Genomic DNA, 19,781 nt, shown 5'->3' on the forward strand with positions numbered 1-19,781 from the left:
CGGCCCGCTGGTGGCGGCGGGAATGCTTCAAACTGGCACAGGCAACCTTTACGCCCGTTCCATTCTGGCTTGACATGACCGTGACGGAGATCACGGCATGGATTGAGGACATCAACGCCGCCACAGCAGAGCAGAAGAACCAGAAAGCGAGGTGAAGAATTTGGCAGGAAGAAAGGAATATGAACTTCTCTTCAAACTGACCGCCGCATTGGGCGGAAACTTCAATGCGGCATTCAGTAGCGCGCTGAATACCACGCGGCAAATGCAAAACAGCCTGCAAAAGCTAAATTCTATCACCGGAAAGATCGACGCTTACAAAAAGCAGGAAGCCGCCCTTGAATCGAACCGTCAAAAGCTGGAACGGCTGACCGCAGAGCATGAACGACTGCAACGGGAAATCAGCGAAACCGGAGAGCCAACGGAAGAACTGCGGGCAAAGATGGCGCAGAACGAACGGCAGATCGCGGCGACCACATCGAGAATCGAGCAACAGGAAGCGCGGCTGAACGAATTGGGCGGAGAACTGTCCGACGCAGGGGTGAACACCTCCCGTCTGACCGAGGAAAACGAACGATTATCCAAAAGTTACGAGCGGGTCAAAAAAAGTCAAGAGGAATTGGCAAAAGTAAACGCCGCGTTGGAACAGAACAACGCGGCGATTTCAAAGACCAAAACGCAACTTGCGGGGACCGTCGGAACCCTTGCGGCACTTGGAACGGCAATTTACGCCGGGCCAGTGAGAAAGGCCGCGGAGTTTGAAGCGCAGATGTCCACCGTAGAAGCCATTTCCGGCGCGACCGCGGATGAAATGAAGCGTTTGTCGGATGAAGCAAAGAGAATGGGCGCGACGACGCAGTTTACCGCCGTTGAAGCGGGAAAAGCCCTCGAATACATGGCAATGGCCGGATGGAAAACAGACCAGATGTTGGGCGGCTTGCCGGGCATTATGAACCTTGCGGCGGCATCCGGCGAGGACTTGGGGCAGGTTTCTGACATTGTGACGGACGCGCTGACCGCGTTTAACATGACGGCAGATCAGGCGGGCCGCTTTGCGGACGTGCTGGCGCAAGCGTCGAGCAATTCAAATACCAACGTGGCAATGATGGGCGCGACTTTCCAAAAAGTGGCCCCCGTCGCGGGCGCGCTGGGATATTCCGTTGAGGACGTTTCCCTTGCAATCGGCCTGATGGCGAATGCGTCCATAAAGTCGGAAGTGGCCGGAACCTCGCTGAAAACCGCCCTTGCGAACATGGCAAAGCCGACAAAGCAGATGAAAGAGTACATGGACAAGTACGGAATCAGCCTGACGAATGCAGACGGAAGCATGAAGTCATTCCGCGAAGTGGTGGACAATCTGCGAAGCAGTCTGGGCGGGTTGTCTGAAACGGAGCAGGTGGCGGCGGCAACGGCCATTTTCGGCAAGGAATCCTTTGCGGGTATGCTGGCGATCGTCAATGCAAGCGAGGCAGATTTTCAAAAATTGTCCGATTCGGTCAACAATTCCGCAGGCGCGGCGGAGCGAATGGCGCAAATCAAACTGGACAACTTTCAAGGAAAAGTAACGCTGTTGCAATCCGCAGTTGAGGGTCTACAAATTGCGCTGGGCGACGCGCTGTTACCGACGTTTACCGAGGGCGCGGAAAAGGCCGCGGAGCTGATCTCCAAACTGACCGAGTTTATCAATGCAAACCCGGAGTTGGTACGGACGATCACAAAGGTTGTCACCGGACTTCTGGCGTTCAAGGCGGCGGGGCTGGTGGCAAAGCTGGCATTTCTTGACCTGAAAGGCGGGGTACTGACCATTCAAAAGGTCATGGCCCTGTTCAAAGGCAAATTCGCCCTTGCGGGCGTGGAAGCCGTGGGCTTTGCGTCTAAAGTCAAGGGCGTTGCAAAAAGCGTCACAGGGTATTTCGGCGGAATCGGAAGCGCGGCGGGCGGCGTAGGCCGCGCGTTCGGGCAGATGTTCGCCGGAACGAAAATCGGAAACCTGTTTTCCGGTATCGGCGGAGCCGTGGGCGGCGTGTTTACCCGCATATTTTCCGGCGTGGGCGGCGTTGCTACGCGGGCGTTTACCGGAGTAGCGGGAACCATTACCGGAATATTGGGGCGGGCCGGGGCCGCAGTTGCGGCGGGTCCGCTTGGAAAGATTGGAAGCGTGGTTGCAAAGGGGTTCGGGAAGCTGTCAACCCTGTTCGGCCCGCTTCAAAAGCTGGGCGGCGCAATCTTGGGGCCGTTCAGCGGCATTCTTGGGAAAGTGCTTCCCGTCGTGGGTGTGATCACCCTGATTATTTCGGCGGTGCAAATCCTGCGGGACAATCTGGACAAGGTGCGAGAGGTTATCCGAAACGTGTTCGGGGACGCGGGTGTTGAAGTGTTCGACAAAATCGTGTCCGCAATCTCGAATATCGGAAGCACAATCCAGAGCATCTTCACAGACGGGAACTTGGGCGGAGCGCGGGACTTCCTGATCAACCTGTTCGGAGAGGAAGCGACGGGCGTTATCGACGGTGCGATCACGGTTTTGCAAACTGTGTGGAATATACTTTCCGGCTTTATCGAGTTCGTGAATACCTACGTCCGCCCGATTGTGGAACAGATTTTTACATTCATCGTTCAAACGGTGCTTCCGCAGATCGCGCAGGCGTTCGCGGATTGGGCGCCGACAATCGCTTCCATCCTGCAAGGGCTGGCAACCGTCGTTTCGACGATCGCAACGGCCATTATGTCCGTGATTCAGTTTCTTATGCCGACGATTCAAAATATTATCAGCGTTGCGCTGACGACCATTCAAGGGGTTGTGTCCGGCGCGCTGACGGCGATTAAAGGCATTGTGGACGTGTTCGCGGGCATCTTCACGGGGGATTGGTCCCGCGTGTGGGAGGGCGTGAAAGGGATATTCAGCGGCGTTTGGAATTCCCTGAAAAGCATTGCAAGCGGCGTTCTGAACGGAATTATCGGCCTGATCAACGGCGTGATTTCCGGGCTGAACAAACTGAAAATTCCTGATTGGGTCCCCGGCATCGGCGGAAAGGGCATCAACATTCCGTTGATTCCGACTTTTGCAAAAGGCACGAAAAACACGCCTGACACGTTCATAGCGGGTGAAGCGGGCGCGGAACTTGTCACGAATGCAAGGAACCGGACCGTTTTCAATGCGGCGGAAACCGGGGCGATCTTCCGCAATCTCGCAAACACCGTCAACACCATTCGGGCGGGGGTTGGCGTTCCGGCCCTGCAACTGGCTTATGCAGGCGCGGAGGCCCCCAGCGTGTCGGCACCGTCTATCGCGTCCGGCGCGCGGCAAGCGTCGATCGTCATTCACAGCGCGCCCGTTTTCCATGTTGGGAGCGAGGCGCAGGCGGAGGACATCGAAGAACTGCTACGCAGGCACGACGAAGAACTGCTGGACGAAATCGAAGAGCGGAAGCGGCAACAGGAGGACGACGAAAGGCGGCGGAACTATGACTAAATACACCACCATAGCCGGGGACATGTGGGACGCAATCGCCTATAAAACGCTGGGCGACGAAGCGTACACGGACAGGATTATGAAGCTGAACCCGGAATACCGCCGCCTTTTCGTGTTCCCCGCGGGAATCGTGCTGACCATCCCGGAGCCTGAATCACAGGTTGCGGCGGGGTTGCCGCCGTGGAAAAGGGGGACGGCATGAACGCGAGAAGAGCGGTTATCCGCCTGACCTTTTCGGGGGTGGATATTTCGGCGGACATCAACAAGCATCTTCTTTCGCTGACCTACACGGACAACGAAGAGGACAAGACGGACGACCTGCAACTATCCCTTGACGACAAGGAGGGCGTATGGCTGGGAAGCTGGCTGAATACGCCCTCCGCGTCAAAGGGGGCGGAAATCTCCGCCGTGATTGTGCAAAAGAATTGGGAATCGGACGGGAAAGACCGGGTTCTTGACTGCGGCGTGTTCGCCGTGGACACAGTGGACGGGAGCGGACCGCCCGCGAAAGCGACCATCAAGGCCGGGTCTATCCCCTACGCCTCCACCATTCGGACACAGAAAAAGACGAAAGCGTGGGAGAAATACACGCTTTCCGGCATTGCAAAGGAGATTGCGGGGGCGAACGGGTTTACCTGTATGTTTGAATCTGCGTCCGACCCATTTTATCAGCGGAAAGAGCAAATGCAGGAATCCGACATCACCTTTTTACAGCGGCTTTGCAAAGCGGCTGGAATCTCCCTGAAAGTCACGGCAAAAATCATCGTCCTGTTTGACGCGGCGGCGTATGAGCAGAAAGACGCGGTGCGGACCATCCAGCGGGGAAAAGCAGACGTGGGAAGCTATTCTTTTTCCACGAGCCTGCACGACACCGCGTACAGCAAATGCCACGTGTCCTACACAGACCCGGCCACGGGGACGACGATCGAATATACCTACACCCCGCGGGACGCGGACAAGAGCGGCCAAACGCTGGAAATCAACGAAAAGGTATCAAACCGTGAAGAGGCCCGGCAACTGGCAATGAAGCGGTTACGGGAAAAGAACAAAGGAGAATTCAAGGCATCGTTCAAGCTGGCCGGGGACGCGCGCCTTGTGGCGGGCGTAACGGTTCAGGTGGCCGGGTATGGGGCGTTCGACGGAAAGTACATCATCGAAACGGCGACACATTCCATATCCCGAAGCGGGTATAAAACCGATCTGACTTTGCGCCGCGTGCTGGAGGGCTACTAAATGAGCGAATTATCCGTTTTGAAAAATATGGTCCGAACGGGCATCGTCTCTTCTGTCAACGCAGGGAACCGAACGGCCCGCGTGACCTTTTCGGACAAGGGAGAAAGCCCGATTGTTTCGGGAGAACTGAAAGTTCTGAAAAACGCGCCATTCATCCCGGCGCAGAACGCGCCGCAACGGACGGAAACCGAGAGCGGCGGAAGCGGCGACGCGGCCTTTGCGGGCCACAGCCACGCCGTCAAGATCAGCCCGTGGCTACCGTCGCCGGGGGATTACGTGCTTTGCATCTACCTCCCGACAGAGGACGGGGACGGGTTCGTGATTGGGGGGATTTGACGATGGCGGAAATCGGAAGCTGGGGGACGTTCACCTTTTACGTTTCCCGGTCATCCATCAAGACGTTTGACGATCTGAAATGGGAAAGTTCGGTGAAGTACGCCACGCACGAGCGGCATTTGAAAGAGCCGCTTTTGGAGTTCACCGGGCAGGACGTGGAAAGCATGTCTTTCACCATGTTCTTTTCCGTCTTTTTGGGCGTGAACCCCATTGCGGAGGTTGCGAACCTGCTTCAAACCATGCGGCGGGGCGAGGCCCATTATCTGATCATCGGCCCGAAAGCGTATGGGACGAACAAGTGGGTCATCACCAAACTGTCAAATTCCCTGCAACGATACGACCGGGGCGGGAACCTGCTGGCCGCGTCGGTCAATGTAACCATGCAATCATATTCGAGCAGATAGGAGGGCGGACGATGGCTTACACCGTAAAGGCATACGCCCTTGAAAAAATCAACCTCGCGCCGGAGGACACCACGGAAGAGGTATTGCAGAACGTGGCGGTCATCCTTTCCACACCGAAATTTTCCGTTCCGTTAGAGCGGGGCTTGGGGCTGGCGCAACGGTTTCTTGATAAACCGATTCCGGCGGCGCAGTCAATCTTGATTTCAGAGGTACTCGAAGCGATCGAGGAATTCGAGCCGCGGGCAGAGGTGGAAAACGTGACCTTTGAGTTGGGGGACAGGCCGGGGACCCTGATTCCCATTGTGGAGGTGAAGATCATTGACGGCGACGAATAGGAGTTACCCGGATATTTCCTTTGTGGAAACCGACACGGAAGCAATCGTGAACGCGTTGATTCAGTCATACGAGAAGTTCACCGGGCGCACGCTGTACCCGGCGGACCCGGCGCGGCTTTTCATTTTGTGGGTGGCGGACATCATCGTTCAAGAGCGGGTGAACATCGACTTTTCGGCAAAACAGAACGTGCCGCGATACGCGGAGGGGGAATATCTGGATTCCCTCGCGGAACTGTTCAAGGACACGTACCGATTGGAGCCGGAAAAGGCGAAAACAACCTTGCGCTATACGCTGTCCATCAAACTTGACACCGCGACCGTCATCCCGGCAGGGACCCGTGCAACACCGGACGGCGACGTTGTGTTTGCCACGCTTCAAGACCTGACCATTCCGGCGGGCCAGTTGTCCGGCGACGTGGCGGCGGAATGCACGCAGGCGGGAGAAATCGGGAACGGCTTTGTTCCGGGGCAAATCAAACAGGCGGTTGACGTGTTCCCCTACTTTCAAAGCGTGTCGAACACAACGGAAAGCGCGGGCGGCGCAGATGAAGAGAGCGACGCGGCATTTTATGAACGGCTACGGGAGAGCGTGGAAACATACTCCACAGCGGGGCCGATGGGCGGATATGAGTATTTCGCAAAATCCGCGTCGGCCCTGATCGCGGACGTAAAAGCCACGTCGCCGGAGCCGGGAGAAGTGGACGTGCGGGTTCTGCTGGCAGGCGGAGAACTGCCAGAGGAAGAAATCTTGAAAGAGGTTTCGGAAATCCTGAACGCGGACACGGTGCGCCCGCTGACTGACCATGTGACCGTCAAGGCCCCGGAAACCGTGGCATACAACATCGACGTGACCTACTACACACAGGAGGGCGGCGCAATCAGCGACGACGTGATTTCGGAGAACGTAAACGCGGCGGTGGGCGCGTTCAAGAAATGGCAGGCGGAGAAGATGGGGCGGGACGTGAACCCGTCCTATTTGATTCAACTGCTTATGCAAGCCGGGGTAAAGCGGGTGGAGGTCCGCGCCCCGGCTTTTGCGACGGTGAAAGACAATCAGGTTGCGAAAATCGGAACGACCACCGTTACGAACGGGGGTGCGGAAAGTGAATGACAACGAACTGCATTCGGCAGATTATACACGGTCCCTCCCCCCTCCCCTGAAAAACGACCCGACCATGACGGCCCTTGCGCGGGTCATTGCGGAGCAGTTGCAAGGGACCGTCCGGCAGATCGGGAAGAACATCATATACGCCCGGATTGACGAACTGGACGAACAGACGCTTGACGTGCTGGCCTATGACCTGCATGTGGATTGGTACGACTATTCCTATCCGATCGAAGTCAAGCGGCAGACCATCCGGGACAGCGTGCGCGTTCACCGGAGGTTGGGGACGAAATACGCCGTCGAAACCGCGCTGGGGGCGGTATTCCCCGGAACGCGGGTGCAAGAGTGGTTCGAGTACGGCGGAGAACCGTACATGTTCAAAGTCATCATCGGCGCGACGGAATCGGGGGTATCGGCGGACCGGCAAGCGGCGGTTTTGGAGCGGGTGCGCTTTTATAAAAACCTCCGGTCCCATTTGGAAGCAATCAGTTATCAGATTGAGAAAAAAGCGGCAGTATTCACGGCGGCGGTCCATTCCGTCGGCGTGCGGCTGGAAGTTTACCCCTATCTTGCGGAGGACATCGAGGAAACGGCGCGCATCAAGGCCGGGGCGGGCCACACCGTCGGCGTGCGCGTGGACATTTACCCGCATGTTTACCGGAAGATGGGGGCAGATTGGCGCGCGTTATGCGCCGCCTATATTCAGCAAACCGGGAAACTTGAAATCTTCCCGCAGAACAGAACGGAGGCGTAACAATGGCAGAAATCGAAAACAAATACGGAAGTATTGTGACCGACGTAGGCGTTCAGCTTATCACGGAAGCAGTCATGGAGGGGCAGAAAGTCAATATTACAACCCTCGCCGTGGGCGACGGCGGCGGAAGCTACTACAAGCCGAATTCCACCATGACCGCCCTAAAGGGCGAGAAATGGCGCGGAAAGGTAAACCGCGTGGAGGTCAACGAGAAATCCCCGAACATGATTGACGTGGTGGCGGTGGTCCCCTCCGACGTGGGCGGCTGGACTATCCGGGAAATGGGCGTGTTCGACGACGCGGAAGAGCCGAACATGATCGCCGTTTGCAATACGCCGGACACGGAAAAGGTCATTATCACCAGCGGAGCCGCCGGGGAAATTGAACTGACTATGCACATCGAAATTTCCAACACGGGCGCGATCTCTTTCGTCATTGACCCGAACGTGGTAACGGCCACGAAAAAGGACCTTGCAGACCACAACACGTCGCAGACGGCGCACGCCGCGGAGTTTGAGAAAAAGGCAGATGTTACCGCCCTGAACGACCACGCGAACAACAGCGACATTCACGTGAACCCCACGACGATGGGGAACTATGACACGGCCATTGCCGGACTGATCGACCACACGGAGGACACAGAAGTTCACGTTCAGCCGGGCGAGCGGGCCGCGTGGGACGCAGGCGCGGAGGCCGCAGAGCAGGCGGAGGCGGACGCGGCGGAAGCCCTGTCCGCTATTGCGGGGCTGGAAAGCCGCGTTTCCCGCGTGGAAGATGGACTGTTCAACAACATCACCGGAAACCCGTTTCTTGTGCAATTTGATTCCCTCGACGGGGTGGTTATGACAAAAGGCATTTGGAACGCGGCCAGAAACAGAATCGAATGTTGAGGGAATACGCCTGCACGCGGCGGGAACTGTCCTGCATCATTGGGAATCTGTTTACGGAGCTGGACCCGCCTTGCGCCGCGTGCGATTCCGACGCTGACGAACTGACGATCAGCGGGCGAACCTATACCGGGGCACAGGCGGTTCTAACTGTCACGGAATGGGGATTCCGGTTCGACGGGGACCCGTCGGAGATTGAAGAAATCCGGGGAAAGAGGTGCTTGCGGCGTGGCGGATGAAAAGGAATTTATCATCATCACGAAAGCGAAAGATTTAGCCTTTCACACCTACGACATGACCACCGCCCGCCGCTTTCCAAAGCGGCACGGGAAACTTGCCGTAGACCTGATGGAATTTGCGCGGGAAATCGTGATTCATATTCAGGACGCGAACGAACTTGACGTTCAGGACGCGGGAGAGTTCCGGGAACGGCGGTACGAACAGAAACAGGCCCTTTCACGTTGTAAAGACATGCTGTTTTTGATCGAACTGGCCGAACGAAAGAACCTGATTTCAACGGCGCAATGCGCGGCGTGGACAAAGTACGCCGTGGAAGTAAAACGGATGACGGCCAGTTGGAGAAAAAAGGACCTCGAACGGTTCACGGAATCCAGACAACGGGGAAGCGCGCCGCGGCGGTGATCGCCGGGGCGTTTTTCTTGGGGTGCGGCTTGTAGCGTCGAATTCGTACAACGTCCGCAACGTCAATTCCTCCGGCGCGATGAACTGGAACAACGCGTACAACGGCAACAGGGGCGTTCGCCCGCTTTGGTGGAATACCGCGAATGAGTAAGCCAACGGCTGAAAAACAGAGGACCACTATCAAAGGAAGCCGCATCCCTCCGCCGCGGTGACAGCGCGACGGTAAACACAAGATTGGTGAAGCAAGGCCCACGGGAACCAGCTTCCGCCCCGGCGCGGGCGCGCGGCGGGGTCCGATGATGAAGCATTGCGACGGCGGGCGCAGGCCGCTTACCGTCCCCGCAAGGCGGATTCTATACACGGCAAGGAGTTATTTTTTATTATTATGCAACAAACAGAATTCGAGCGGGTCCACGATTTCGGGAACCTGTACGCAGGGTTTCTAAAAGCCCGCCGGGGCAAACGGGGAAAAGAAAGCGTTGCGAAGTTTGAAGCAAACCTGCTGGAAGCCCTTTGCCTGCTTTCGGAAATGCTGAAGAACAAAACCTATCGCCCGTCGGAATATTTCGTATTTCGGGTTTACGAACCGAAAGAACGCATTGTTATGACCAACGCGTTCAAAGACAAGGTGGTTCAGCATTCCTTATGTGACAATGTGTTAGAACCAGCGTTTTCCCGTACCTTTATCCGCGACAACTACGCGTCGCAGGCCGGGCGCGGGACGCATGACGGGCTGTATCGACTGGAAGTGTTTATGCGGTCCTATTATTTCGAGCGGAAAGCGCGGGAAGAACAACGGTGCCGGGAGGAGGGGTTGCCGCGGCCCGACCCGCGCGCCGCCCATTATGCGGACGGCTGGGTTCTGAAATGCGACATATCAAAATATTTCTACTCAATTCCGCATGAACCATTGAAAGCAATGGTGCGCCGCTTCATCCGGGACCCGGACGTTCTATGGCTTGTCGACATGATCATTGACAGCACGGACGACCCCGGAATTCCGATCGGCAACCAGACTTCACAATGGTTCGCGGTCATGTACCTTTCGGGGCTTGACCACTTCATAAAAGAGAAATTGGGAATCCGCTATTATGGGCGGTATATGGACGACTTTTACTTGATTCACGAGGACAAGGCGTATTTGCAGTATTGCCGCCGGGAGATTGAAAAGTACGTGGCCGGGCTGGGACTGAAACTGAACAACAAGACAAATATTTTCCCGTTGCGGAACGGAATTGATTTCCTTGGATTCCGAACCTATATGACTGACACGGGGAAGATCGTGCGAAAGGTAAGGAGGAACAGCAAATGTAACGAGCAACGGAAATTGAAGAAACAGCGGGGCTTGCTGAACAAGGGGAAAATTACCCTTGCGGCAATCGAACAGTCATACGGAAGTTGGCGGAGCCATGCGGCAAAGGGCAACTGTCACCACCTTATCCGGGAAACGGACCGCCTGTTCAAAAAATTATTCAAGGAGAGTGTTAAACAATGGCAAAAAGTTTAAGTTCCCTTGTCGTTGGCGCGCTGGTCAAGGACACGGGGACGCTTTACAACGGGAAACCGATTATTTGGAAAATCGCGGACAAGAACCACGCCGGGTTTCCGGCGAATTCCGTCACGCTGATCACGGAGCGCATTATCTCGCTGAAATGCTTTGACGCTATGGAGCCGAGCAACAACGACGGAAACCGCCGTTCCTACGGAAACAACCGCTGGATTTGGTCAAATATCCGTCGATGGCTGAACAGTCAAGCGGGGGCGGGCGCGTGGTACGCGGCCCAGCACGGGCAGGACGCGCCGCCGAACAACTCGAATGTGTGGAACAACTACAACGAGTACGAGGCAGAAGCGGGCTTTCTGGCGGGATTCTCCGCGAATTTCATTGCCGCCCTGCTGACCACGAACCGGACCGTCGGAAAAGCGCAGGTGGACGGCGGCGGAACAGAAACATGCACCGACAAGATTTTCTTTGCCACGTCAACGGAAGTTGGATTGTCGGGCGACGTGGTGGCCGGAAGCAAACTTGCGCTATTCACGGATGACAATTCCCGCAAGGCGAAGCCAACGGCGGAATGCGTATCAAAAAGCGAATACCAGACAAGCGGTTTTAACGTCAATGACCCGTGGTACTGGTGGCTTGCGGACGCTTATGCGTCGTATTCGTACCGCGTCCGCTACGTCATTTCCTCCGGCGCGGTGGGCTGGGACAGCGCGTACACCGGCGACTGGGGCGTTCGCCCGCTTTGTAATCTAAAATCTGAAATCTTGGTATCTGACAGCCCGGATTCGGACGGCGCATACACGATTATTTGGAACCGCGCCCCGTCGGTCCCGGATTCCATCGACGTTCCGAGCGACGTTCGGGGCGGCGAAAAACTGACCGTGACGTGGGGGACCTCCACCGACCCGGACAACAACCTTTCGGGGTACATCCTCGAACGGCAGTACAACGGCGGCGGCTGGGCGCAGGTCTACAAGGGAATCAACCGGACGTACACCGACCAGATCACAAAGGGCTGGGAGAATGTGGCGTACCGGGTCAAGGCATACGACAGCGCGGGCGCAGAATCGGCGTACAAAACCAGCGCGACACGGACAGTCATCAACAACACGCCGCCCACGATCAGCGGGACAGATACGGACCTTGGGGCAAAGACCGGAGCGTTCGACCAGAAATACACCGTCACCGACCCGGACAGCGGCCAGACGATCACCGTCGTTGAGAAGATCGACGGAACGCAAAAGAGGTCCTACGCCGCGACCAGCGGGCAGGAATACACGTTCAGCGTCACCGCGGATGAATGGCGGAAGCTGTTGAACGGGTCCCACACGCTGACGGTGACGGCGACGGACAATTACGGCGGAGCCGCGACGCGGACTTACACATTCAGCAAGAACGAAACTGAAATCGAACTGACCCTTGCAACGCCTCTTGAAGCCGACGACATGGTGACAAAGGCGATTATGTCCATCACCCGGCAGATTCCGGCGGGTGCAGAATTCACCGTGGAGGCGTGCAACAACGGCCACGACGATTCCCCCGCGTGGGAGGACGTGACGCAGGCCGTCACCAGCGGGAGCAAGTTTTTCCTTTCCAACGACAGCAAGACGGCGGAGGAATGGGGATTCAATTTCCGAATCAAGGTGAAGCGGAACAGCGCAAGCGGGGATTGCTTCATTTCTTCCGTGGGAGGTAATTTTGAATGAGCGTACAGCACAAGGCGACCAGCATCAAGAACAAGCCGAAATCGGTTGAAGAACTGACCCGCGAAAACGAGCAGTTGCGGGAGAAAAACGAGAGCCTTTCGGGGCAGGTCACAGACCTGCAACTTGCCCTTTGCGACGTTTACGAAATGATCGAAGCGACCGTGTACGGCGCAGAGTAAAGGAGGGGTGAACATGGAACGGGTCTATGCCGATCTGATTCAAAAGGGGCTGAAAACGATTGATGATGTCCCGGAGCGGTTGCGCGACAAGGTGCGCGAACTGCTGAAAACGGCTGAAAGCGGGGGCGGCAATGAGTAACGCGCTGTTCCTGCTTTTTGCATACATCTTTTGCCGAAAGGAGGTGGAAACGATGGCTGTTGTTTATGCAACCCTGATCGTCAAGGGCAAAAAGACCTTGGAGCAGGTCCCCGCGCGGCTGAAAGCTGAGGTGGAAGATCTGCTGACCGCCCTTGAAATCACCCTTTAAGGGAGGCGGAAAGGCCCCCGGCGCGCAATCCGCGCCGGGGGCGATCTTCTACACGGAGGGAAACAGACGTGACATTGAACGACTTATTTTCCGGGGGTGGTGCCGTCGGCGTTCTGCTTGTCGCTTTGACCCTGATCGAGATTGCCCCCATTAAGATCAACCCGTGGTCAAAAATCGGAAAGGCAATCGGGAAGTGCGTCAACGGCGACGTGATCGAAAAGCTGGACGAAACCAGAAAAACCCTTGATGACCATATCAGGACAGACGACGCGCGAAACGCAGATATGCACCGGGCCGCAATCCTGCGGTTCAACAACGAACTGTTGCGGGATATTCCGCACACGCGGGAAGAGTTCATCGAAGCATTGAGCGAGATTGACAGTTACGAACGATACTGCGAGGAACACCCGGACTACAAGAACAACCGGGCGACGCACGCCGTCGCAAACATCAAACGCGTGTATGATGACAGGTTGGTCAAACACGACTTTTTGTGAAAGGCGGCGCGGAATATGCAATACCTGATCAGCATTGCCGCGGGGCTGGCGGGCGGGATTGCCGCCGTTCTGCTGTTCGGCAGACGGCGGAGCCGCCGCCGGACAGACAGCAAGAACGACCGCCGGAAGATCGAGTTTTCAAAGCTGGTTCTTTCGGCGGTCCTTTTGACCTATTTTGCGGGGTTTGTCATCGGCGCGCGGGCCGTGGCCTTTGACCCGTCGCAACTTGGCGTTTTCCTCGCCTATGTGGGAACCCCGGCGGCAACGGCAATCGGCTTTTACAGTTGGAAAGCAAAGGCGGAAAACGTGGTGAAGATCAAGCAGGCAAACCAGACGGCGACGGAGGGAATGCCCGTAGACCTGAACAACATTCAGCCATAGCGGAGGAACACAAATGACACAGGAACAGAAAGCATTTATTGAGCGGGTGGGCGCGCTGGCCGCGGCGGATATGAAGAAAAGCGGCGTGCTTGCCTCGCTGACAATCGCGCAGGCGATTTTGGAAAGCGGATGGGGAAAATCCGGCCTGACCGTCAAGGCAAACGCCCTGTTCGGCATCAAGGCGGGGACAAGCTGGAAAGGCCGGGTTTACAGCACGAAAACGCAAGAGTGTTACGACGGCGTGAACTTTACCACCGTGACGGCCCTTTTCCGGGCATACGACAGTTGGGAAGAGAGCGTGGAGGACCATTCGGCGTTGCTGACGGGCGCGGCCCGGTACAAAGCCGTTGTCGGGGAGCGGGACTATAAGACCGCTTGCCGGGCGATCAAGGCGGCGGGCTACGCCACGGACCCGAACTACCCGGACAAGCTGATTCAGATTATCGAATCATACGGCCTGACGGCCTACGACGGCGCAGGACAGGCCGGAGCGGGCGGCGGGTCAAATATCACGGCTGGGGCGGAACGCCCCACAGACGCGAAAGGAGAGGGCAAAATGAAAGCGTCTGAATTCATCAAGAAACTGCAAGACATCGTGGACCATTACAAGACACTGTACGTCATGGGCTGTTTCGGCGCGCCCCTGACCGGGGGCAACGTGTCCCGGTACTGCCAGAACCACAGCTACAACAAGCAGGCGGCGCGCACGGCCATGATCAAGGCCGCGGCGAATCAGAACCCGCCCGTTTTCGGCTTTGACTGCGTGTGCATGATCAAGGGCGTTTTGTGGGGCTGGAACGGCGACGCGTCCAAAACCTACGGCGGCGCGTCCTATGCCTCCGGCGGTGTGCCGGACATCGGAGCCGACACCATGATTACGAAGTGTTCCGGCGTTTCCACCGATTTCAGCAAGATTGTTCCGGGGGAAGCTGTCTGGCTTTCGGGTCATATCGGCGTTTACATCGGCGGCGGAAAGGTGATTGAGTGTTCCCCGGCGTTCAAGAACTGCGTGCAGGTGACGGCGTGCCTGAACATCGGCGCAATCTCCGGCATGAACGGGCGCAGGTGGACCAAACACGGCAAATTGCCGTATATTACCTATGACACCGCAGGCGCGGCCACAGGCGGCGCAGGAACGGCGCAGAAGCCCGGCGGGACCTCCGACACCTCCGGCGCGCTGGCGTTCGCCGTGGGCGACGTGGTGCAGTTTACGGGCAACACGCACTACACCAGCGCGGCGGCGGCAAGCGGGAAAGCCTGTAAGCCCGGCCCGGCAAAAGTCACCATGATTTCAAAGGGCGCGAAACACCCGTACCACCTTATCAAGCAGGCGGGCGGCGGGTCCACGGTTTACGGCTGGGTCAACGCGGCGGACGTTCAGAGCGAGACGGACGCGGCCATTGACAAGCTGGCCGGGCTGGGGGTCATCAACTCCCCGGACTACTGGAAAAACGCCGTCGCAGGCGGAAAGGTGGCCTATCTGGATATTCTGTTCACGCAGGCCGCGGCGAAGATTACAAAGGCCGGGCCGCGAACCGCGGACGTGAAATCGGGCGTTGGCGCGCTGGTGAAAGCCGGGGTCATCAACACCCCGGAATATTGGTTGCAGAACTACGGGAAATTGCAGAGCCTTGACCTGCTTCTTTGCGCGCTGGGCGGGGCTGTGTAAAAACGAAAGGAGAAACGAATTATGAACATCATTCAATTTCTGGCCGCGAATTGGGACAGTGTTCTTGTGGTCCTCGCGTTCCTTGTGCTGGTTGTCGTGCTTATCAAGCGCGGCGAAACAAAGGTTTTGAAGAAGATTCTTTTTAATCTTGTGACACAGGCAGAAAAGCAGTTCGGGAGTGGGACGGGCGAATTGAAGTTTGCCGCCGTCGCAGACTGGATTTATCAGAGAATTCCGGCGGTGCTGAAACTGCTGTTCACGGAAAAGGATATTGCGACTATGATTGAAGCCGTATTGGAAGAAGCGAAAAAGGCGTGGGGAACCAACGAGAATTTGAAAGAGTACGTGGAAACCCCGCCCGCCGAAACCATGCTGGCAATCGGAATTAAACAGGACGCGGAAGAGGAAGCAGACGCGCCCGCGGAAAGTGAATAGCTGTCCGATTCGGACAGAAACGAAGCCCGCCGGGGGTTATTCCCCGGCGGGCTTTTTTTGTTGGTGGTCATAGCGTTTCGGAAAGTTTAAGCGCCTTGTCTATATCTACATACCCCGCCGCGTTGCAAAGGGCTTCCGCGCTTGTGGGGGTAATCTTGATACCACGCAACCCGTCAATCGGGCGGGGCGCGATATAGGCTTTCAGGAACCGACACCACCGCCCGCCGTCCTTGTAAATCGCGTCGCGGTTCGGGTATGTGTTGCCGGAAAGAATGAAGCCGGAACCGTCGCGGTTGAACCCTTGATTCTCCCATATACTCAAAACGGATTCACGGGCCGCATCCAGCAACTTTTCTTCCGACGGCGGCGGATTCTCCACAAGGCGTTTCGCGTCTCGCGCGGCCTTTTGCGCGTCCAGCTTTGCGCGGTGTTCTGGGGTGTAGATTTTAACGATTTTCGGACGGGGACGAAGCCCGGACCCGCCGCATTCAAAACAAGTCTTGCCCGTACGCGCCCATTTTTCAAGGGAGCCGTACCCGGAACAATGCGGGCAATTATTATCGTGATAGATTTTTGTTCCGTTGCGGTCCGTCCTGACATATTCCAGTTCGTAAAACCCGTATGCGCCCATGATTCATTCCTCCTTTCTCTGTCTAAAATAGATTATTGCGGCGATAATCAGTTTCACAACGGCAACGACGATCAGGAAGATTCCGAGTTTTGCAAGCATGGTTGACAGTTCAGAAGAAAAAGTGTATTCTATGGGTGGGCGGTGAACCCGCCCATAGAATACGGGGTTTCGGCTTACGTGTGCTTATCAATCAGGAGTAACGCAAGCCCTACCAGAAAGTCCACGATTGCGGTTATTACGATGGTGCGAACATCGACCCGCGATTTCGTGGGCTTTTTCTTTTTCCTCTTCACCGCTTCACCCCCTTTCTGTTTATTATTATACTCACGTGAGTATGAAAAGTCAAGAGGAAAACGAAAAATTTTCAAAAAAGTTGCGCCGCCGTGGGAGGTTCGGCGGCGCGGGGTCAATCGGTATTTTCAATCAGGCGCATCACACGCAAGGCGAGATCACGGGCGGGCGCGCCCTCCACGCTATCAGCATAACGGACCAGCACACCCAGCAAGCGCGCCTTGTACGCGTCAACCTCCGTCGGTATCTTTACACCGTAGCGGGTTTCGTAGCAGTCGCGGCAGAGGTACGGCGCGTTTGCGGTGATCGCCCCGTTGCTTTCGTCGGTGTACTGATACGCGCGGCAACTGCAAAGGGGCTTTCCACAGGATTCACAACGCCCGGAGAACTTGCGGGAGCGGGTGCGGGCCGTCCGGGTTGTGCGGTGGGGCTTGCTGGACATCAAACCACCACACTTTCGCCCGCGACGGGAACGCAGAACGAAGCGATCTCCGCCGCCCTTGCAATATCCACGTTCATACGATCAAACATAACGGAAAGAGAGAATGCAGGGTACTTCCGGGAGTTCATGGGATAGGTGCTATAAAGCCCCACATAGTCCCCTTTGTTCGTGTTTTGGGGTGCGCCGCCGTGATCGTTGTTTATGGTTGCGGTAAACACGGCGTAATCGGCCAAAATGTCAATCAGTTGTGCGCGGGTGTAACCCTTATATAATTTCATCGAATCATCCTCCATTCGTCAAAGAGGGGGCGGCGGCTTGCGCCGCCCCTTGTTGGTTTACCCGGCCACGAACACGCCCAGCGGAGAGCCACCCGCAGACCGCCACCCGCGGCGGTGAATGTCGGAGAGGCGGACCCGTTCGGGACGGTCCGGGCGGCTGTCCCAGCGAATCAGGGCAAACACGCCGCCGCGGAAGAACCGCCCGTCGGGGACATCCTCAAAGCCGATTACCGTTCCGCCCTCCACGGGATAGCAGGCACCGCAGACGCATTCGACGCGCTGGCCGATCATTACAATTACCGTCCCGTTGTCGGCGGGCTGGGAAATGGTGATCACGTTGGAGGGGGCCGCGTCCTCCGCGGGAACGGAAACGGCGGATTCCTCCGCGGCTGGGGCCTCTTCCTCCGGCTGAACCTCACGTTCAGCGCGGAACGTGGGAGCCATAGAATAGCGGTCCGGCTGGATATATTCGCCGGAATCATCGAAGCGAATCTTGGAACGGCGGGATTCGCCCATATACTCATAAGAAACGGTTTTCGCGGTCCGCCCGGTGATCTTGATGGAGAAAATGCACTCACTGTCGCAAATGCTACGCGTGAAGTATTCCTTGCCGATTTCAAACTTTTTCATGTGATTACCTCCCATATATAAAAACCAGAAATTGAAGTGTTGTCGTTTACCGTGTCGGCCCCCTTTTCGTGTCGGCCCGTAAGGTTGGCCCCCGCCGTATTCTTTACGCCCCGGCGGGTGGGCGGCTTTCGCTTCCCTCTTTCTGTTTTTATTATACTCACGTGAGTATGAAAAAGCAAGATGGGAAGTTGCACAAAAATACTCACGTGAGATTGTATAGTTTTTCATACTTGCGTGAGTATTCGGAAAATGATATAATCAGCGGAGAAAGGAGGCGGAACACATGGAAAAGAAAAAGTATGCGTGCAACACGCGGGCGAAGAACAAGTGGAACGCCGAAAATTACGACCGCCTTTACCCCTATGTAAAGATCGGGAAAAAGGCGGTCTATCAAAAAGCGGTAGAAGCTGGCGGCTTTGAAAGCCTGAACGACCTGATCGAAACGGCGACGGACAGAATCGCGGCGGAGGTTTTGGGGCTGACCCCGGAGCAATACGCGGCGGAAGTGCAGGCGGCGGCAGAGAAAGCAAAAAAGAAAGGGGAAGCAACATGAGATACAGCGGAATAGAAATTAAAATTGCTAATGATATGCGCTGTTGCAATTCTTGCTATGCGAAAAACTACGACGAAGAGCAAAAAGGAGTAGGAAAACACGTCGGAAGAATCATAACGATTCAAGCTGGACAAACGGTGATTAGTTTGTGTGACGAATGCGCAAGAAAATTGATTGTATCATTGGGAGAACTGATGAACGAATAAGGGAAAAACGGCGAGCATGATTCAATGCCCGCCGTTTTTTTTCTTACCCGTTCAATGCCGCGTGCTGGTAAAAGTCGTCGCAGATCACGGGAATGTTGTTGTAATCGAAATTGTCGAAGTTGATCTTGCTGATGGTGTCTTTGTAGAATGTCGCTTTCATCACGGTTTCGGTGGACGTGTTTCCGTAAGCGTCCACGAGCGGGAAAGACCAGAAAAGCGTTACGCGCCCGATGTCGTCGCGGGATTGCAGGGATTCCAGAATGTCGGCGGCCTGCATCAGCATTCCTTTCCGAACCATATTCGAGGTTAGATTATCTTTCCCGGAAAGATAAATGTCCACAAAGGAGCCGTCCGAACTTTCCCCGACGCTGGCCGCGTCGTAAATACTGACATCTTCTTTTTCGGCATTGGCCGCGGTGATCGCGTCGTCAACTGCCTGTTCCAGCGTGGCCGGAGTTTCCAGCGCGGCGGGGTCATCCGTGGGCGCGGGTTCTACGGGAGCCGGGGCGGGGTTCGGGTAAAGTTCCTCCCCGTTGTATTCCACGCGGTCAACCACGCCGTCGGTGTAATAGACATCGTACACGTAAAGCCCGGCGGAAACTTGGCAATGTCCGTCGTCGCCCGCCTTTCTGGTGACATTTGTTACTTTTGCTTCCATGCCGCAGGACACAAGGACGATGAATACTTCATCGGCCTGTTCCGGTGTGATTGCCATACCAGAAGAAAGCGCGCTTTGCGAATCGGCGTAAAAGTCGTACTGTTCGGACAATTCGGCGTGCTTGGGCGTGTCGTAGTCTGCAAGGCACCCGGAGAGGGAGAGGGCAAGACAGGCCGCAAGAAAAAGAGAAAGCAATCTTTTCATGTGAAATCCTCCATTTCGCCGCCCGTTGTGTCGGGCGACCCGTA

The 19,781-nt window shown here is 56.3% G+C and carries 25 protein-coding genes; 20 read left to right on the forward strand and 5 right to left on the reverse strand.

Annotated elements, in window-relative coordinates:
* Positions 1 to 160 precede the first annotated feature (160 nt).
* From NE547_RS11605 to NE547_RS11695, 19 genes are all read left to right on the forward strand, one after another.
* Positions 161 to 3,469, forward strand: a complete 3,309-nt coding sequence (locus NE547_RS11605; RefSeq protein ID WP_227128039.1) for a phage tail tape measure protein — start codon at positions 161 to 163, stop codon at positions 3,467 to 3,469.
* A complete protein-coding gene (locus tag NE547_RS11610; RefSeq protein WP_148337725.1) occupies positions 3,462 to 3,671 on the forward strand; it encodes a tail protein X in 210 nt (69 codons plus the stop codon). Before NE547_RS11605 ends, NE547_RS11610 begins: the two co-directional genes overlap by 8 nt.
* Positions 3,668 to 4,702 carry a phage late control D family protein gene (locus NE547_RS11615; RefSeq protein ID WP_148337723.1) on the forward strand — a complete coding sequence of 345 codons (1,035 nt, stop codon included), beginning with the start codon at positions 3,668 to 3,670 and terminating at the stop codon, positions 4,700 to 4,702. The genes NE547_RS11610 and NE547_RS11615 overlap by 4 nt, the downstream gene beginning before the upstream one ends.
* Positions 4,703 to 5,038, forward strand: a complete 336-nt coding sequence (locus NE547_RS11620; RefSeq protein WP_148337721.1) for a hypothetical protein — start codon at positions 4,703 to 4,705, stop codon at positions 5,036 to 5,038. It abuts the gene before it with no gap.
* A gap of 2 nt (positions 5,039 to 5,040) precedes the next feature.
* Positions 5,041 to 5,442 (forward strand): phage tail protein, encoded by a 402-nt coding sequence (locus NE547_RS11625; protein ID WP_148337719.1) that lies wholly within the window; start codon positions 5,041 to 5,043, stop codon positions 5,440 to 5,442.
* A gap of 11 nt (positions 5,443 to 5,453) precedes the next feature.
* Positions 5,454 to 5,777, forward strand: coding sequence for a hypothetical protein (locus tag NE547_RS11630; protein ID WP_172697901.1), 324 nt, complete (start codon positions 5,454 to 5,456; stop codon positions 5,775 to 5,777).
* Positions 5,761 to 6,888, forward strand: a complete 1,128-nt coding sequence (locus NE547_RS11635) for a baseplate J/gp47 family protein (protein ID WP_148337715.1) — start codon at positions 5,761 to 5,763, stop codon at positions 6,886 to 6,888. Before NE547_RS11630 ends, NE547_RS11635 begins: the two co-directional genes overlap by 17 nt.
* The gene (locus tag NE547_RS11640) at positions 6,881 to 7,636 is read left to right on the forward strand and encodes a phage tail protein I (RefSeq protein ID WP_172697902.1); all 756 of its coding nucleotides are present in this window, start codon (positions 6,881 to 6,883) and stop codon (positions 7,634 to 7,636) included. The genes NE547_RS11635 and NE547_RS11640 overlap by 8 nt, the downstream gene beginning before the upstream one ends.
* 2 nt (positions 7,637 to 7,638) lie before the next feature.
* On the forward strand, positions 7,639 to 8,526 hold the full coding sequence (locus tag NE547_RS11645) for a phage tail protein (RefSeq protein ID WP_148337711.1): 888 nt from the start codon (positions 7,639 to 7,641) through the stop codon (positions 8,524 to 8,526).
* A gap of 225 nt (positions 8,527 to 8,751) precedes the next feature.
* Complete coding sequence (locus NE547_RS11650) at positions 8,752 to 9,165, forward strand: hypothetical protein (protein WP_148337709.1); 414 nt, start codon at positions 8,752 to 8,754, stop codon at positions 9,163 to 9,165.
* Between the two features lie 385 nt (positions 9,166 to 9,550).
* Positions 9,551 to 10,672: an RNA-directed DNA polymerase gene (locus NE547_RS11655; RefSeq protein WP_256176006.1), complete on the forward strand. Its 1,122-nt coding sequence runs from the start codon at positions 9,551 to 9,553 to the stop codon at positions 10,670 to 10,672.
* A complete protein-coding gene (locus tag NE547_RS11660) occupies positions 10,657 to 12,375 on the forward strand; it encodes a DUF6273 domain-containing protein (RefSeq protein WP_256176007.1) in 1,719 nt (572 codons plus the stop codon). Before NE547_RS11655 ends, NE547_RS11660 begins: the two co-directional genes overlap by 16 nt.
* Positions 12,372 to 12,554, forward strand: a complete 183-nt coding sequence (locus NE547_RS11665; protein ID WP_148337705.1) for a hypothetical protein — start codon at positions 12,372 to 12,374, stop codon at positions 12,552 to 12,554. Before NE547_RS11660 ends, NE547_RS11665 begins: the two co-directional genes overlap by 4 nt.
* Positions 12,555 to 12,567: 13 nt before the next feature.
* Positions 12,568 to 12,693 carry a CD1375 family protein gene (locus NE547_RS11670; protein ID WP_256176008.1) on the forward strand — a complete coding sequence of 42 codons (126 nt, stop codon included), beginning with the start codon at positions 12,568 to 12,570 and terminating at the stop codon, positions 12,691 to 12,693.
* Between the two features lie 52 nt (positions 12,694 to 12,745).
* Complete coding sequence (locus tag NE547_RS11675; RefSeq protein ID WP_195325141.1) at positions 12,746 to 12,862, forward strand: CD1375 family protein; 117 nt, start codon at positions 12,746 to 12,748, stop codon at positions 12,860 to 12,862.
* A gap of 68 nt (positions 12,863 to 12,930) precedes the next feature.
* The gene (locus NE547_RS11680; protein WP_148337703.1) at positions 12,931 to 13,359 is read left to right on the forward strand and encodes a hypothetical protein; all 429 of its coding nucleotides are present in this window, start codon (positions 12,931 to 12,933) and stop codon (positions 13,357 to 13,359) included.
* Positions 13,360 to 13,374: 15 nt separating this feature from the next.
* A complete protein-coding gene (locus tag NE547_RS11685; RefSeq protein WP_148337701.1) occupies positions 13,375 to 13,740 on the forward strand; it encodes a hypothetical protein in 366 nt (121 codons plus the stop codon).
* A gap of 13 nt (positions 13,741 to 13,753) precedes the next feature.
* On the forward strand, positions 13,754 to 15,409 hold the full coding sequence (locus NE547_RS11690; RefSeq protein ID WP_207735104.1) for a glycoside hydrolase family 73 protein: 1,656 nt from the start codon (positions 13,754 to 13,756) through the stop codon (positions 15,407 to 15,409).
* Positions 15,410 to 15,430: 21 nt separating this feature from the next.
* Complete coding sequence (locus NE547_RS11695; RefSeq protein ID WP_148337699.1) at positions 15,431 to 15,844, forward strand: hypothetical protein; 414 nt, start codon at positions 15,431 to 15,433, stop codon at positions 15,842 to 15,844.
* 67 nt (positions 15,845 to 15,911) lie between these two features.
* On the opposite strand, the gene NE547_RS11700 is transcribed toward NE547_RS11695, so the two are convergent.
* The 4 genes from NE547_RS11700 to NE547_RS11715 form a co-directional block, all read right to left on the reverse strand.
* Positions 15,912 to 16,475, reverse strand: coding sequence for a hypothetical protein (locus tag NE547_RS11700; protein WP_148337697.1), 564 nt, complete (start codon positions 16,473 to 16,475; stop codon positions 15,912 to 15,914).
* A gap of 406 nt (positions 16,476 to 16,881) precedes the next feature.
* Entirely contained in the window at positions 16,882 to 17,208 is a 327-nt protein-coding gene (locus NE547_RS11705) for a hypothetical protein (protein ID WP_148337695.1), read from the reverse strand.
* Positions 17,208 to 17,486, reverse strand: a complete 279-nt coding sequence (locus NE547_RS11710; RefSeq protein WP_148337693.1) for a hypothetical protein — start codon at positions 17,484 to 17,486, stop codon at positions 17,208 to 17,210. Before NE547_RS11710 ends, NE547_RS11705 begins: the two co-directional genes overlap by 1 nt.
* 57 nt (positions 17,487 to 17,543) lie before the next feature.
* On the reverse strand, positions 17,544 to 18,116 hold the full coding sequence (locus NE547_RS11715; RefSeq protein WP_148337691.1) for a hypothetical protein: 573 nt from the start codon (positions 18,114 to 18,116) through the stop codon (positions 17,544 to 17,546).
* A gap of 283 nt (positions 18,117 to 18,399) precedes the next feature.
* On the opposite strand from NE547_RS11715, the gene NE547_RS11720 reads away from it, so the two are divergent.
* The gene (locus tag NE547_RS11720; RefSeq protein ID WP_148337866.1) at positions 18,400 to 18,669 is read left to right on the forward strand and encodes a hypothetical protein; all 270 of its coding nucleotides are present in this window, start codon (positions 18,400 to 18,402) and stop codon (positions 18,667 to 18,669) included.
* Between the two features lie 249 nt (positions 18,670 to 18,918).
* Here NE547_RS11720 and NE547_RS11725 read toward each other — a convergent pair whose 3' ends face one another.
* Complete coding sequence (locus NE547_RS11725) at positions 18,919 to 19,737, reverse strand: hypothetical protein (RefSeq protein WP_148337875.1); 819 nt, start codon at positions 19,735 to 19,737, stop codon at positions 18,919 to 18,921.
* Positions 19,738 to 19,781 lie beyond the last annotated feature (44 nt).

Source organism: Flavonifractor sp. DFI.6.63 (genome assembly GCF_024462255.1).
Taxonomy (GTDB): domain Bacteria; phylum Bacillota; class Clostridia; order Oscillospirales; family Oscillospiraceae; genus Lawsonibacter_A; species Lawsonibacter_A hominis.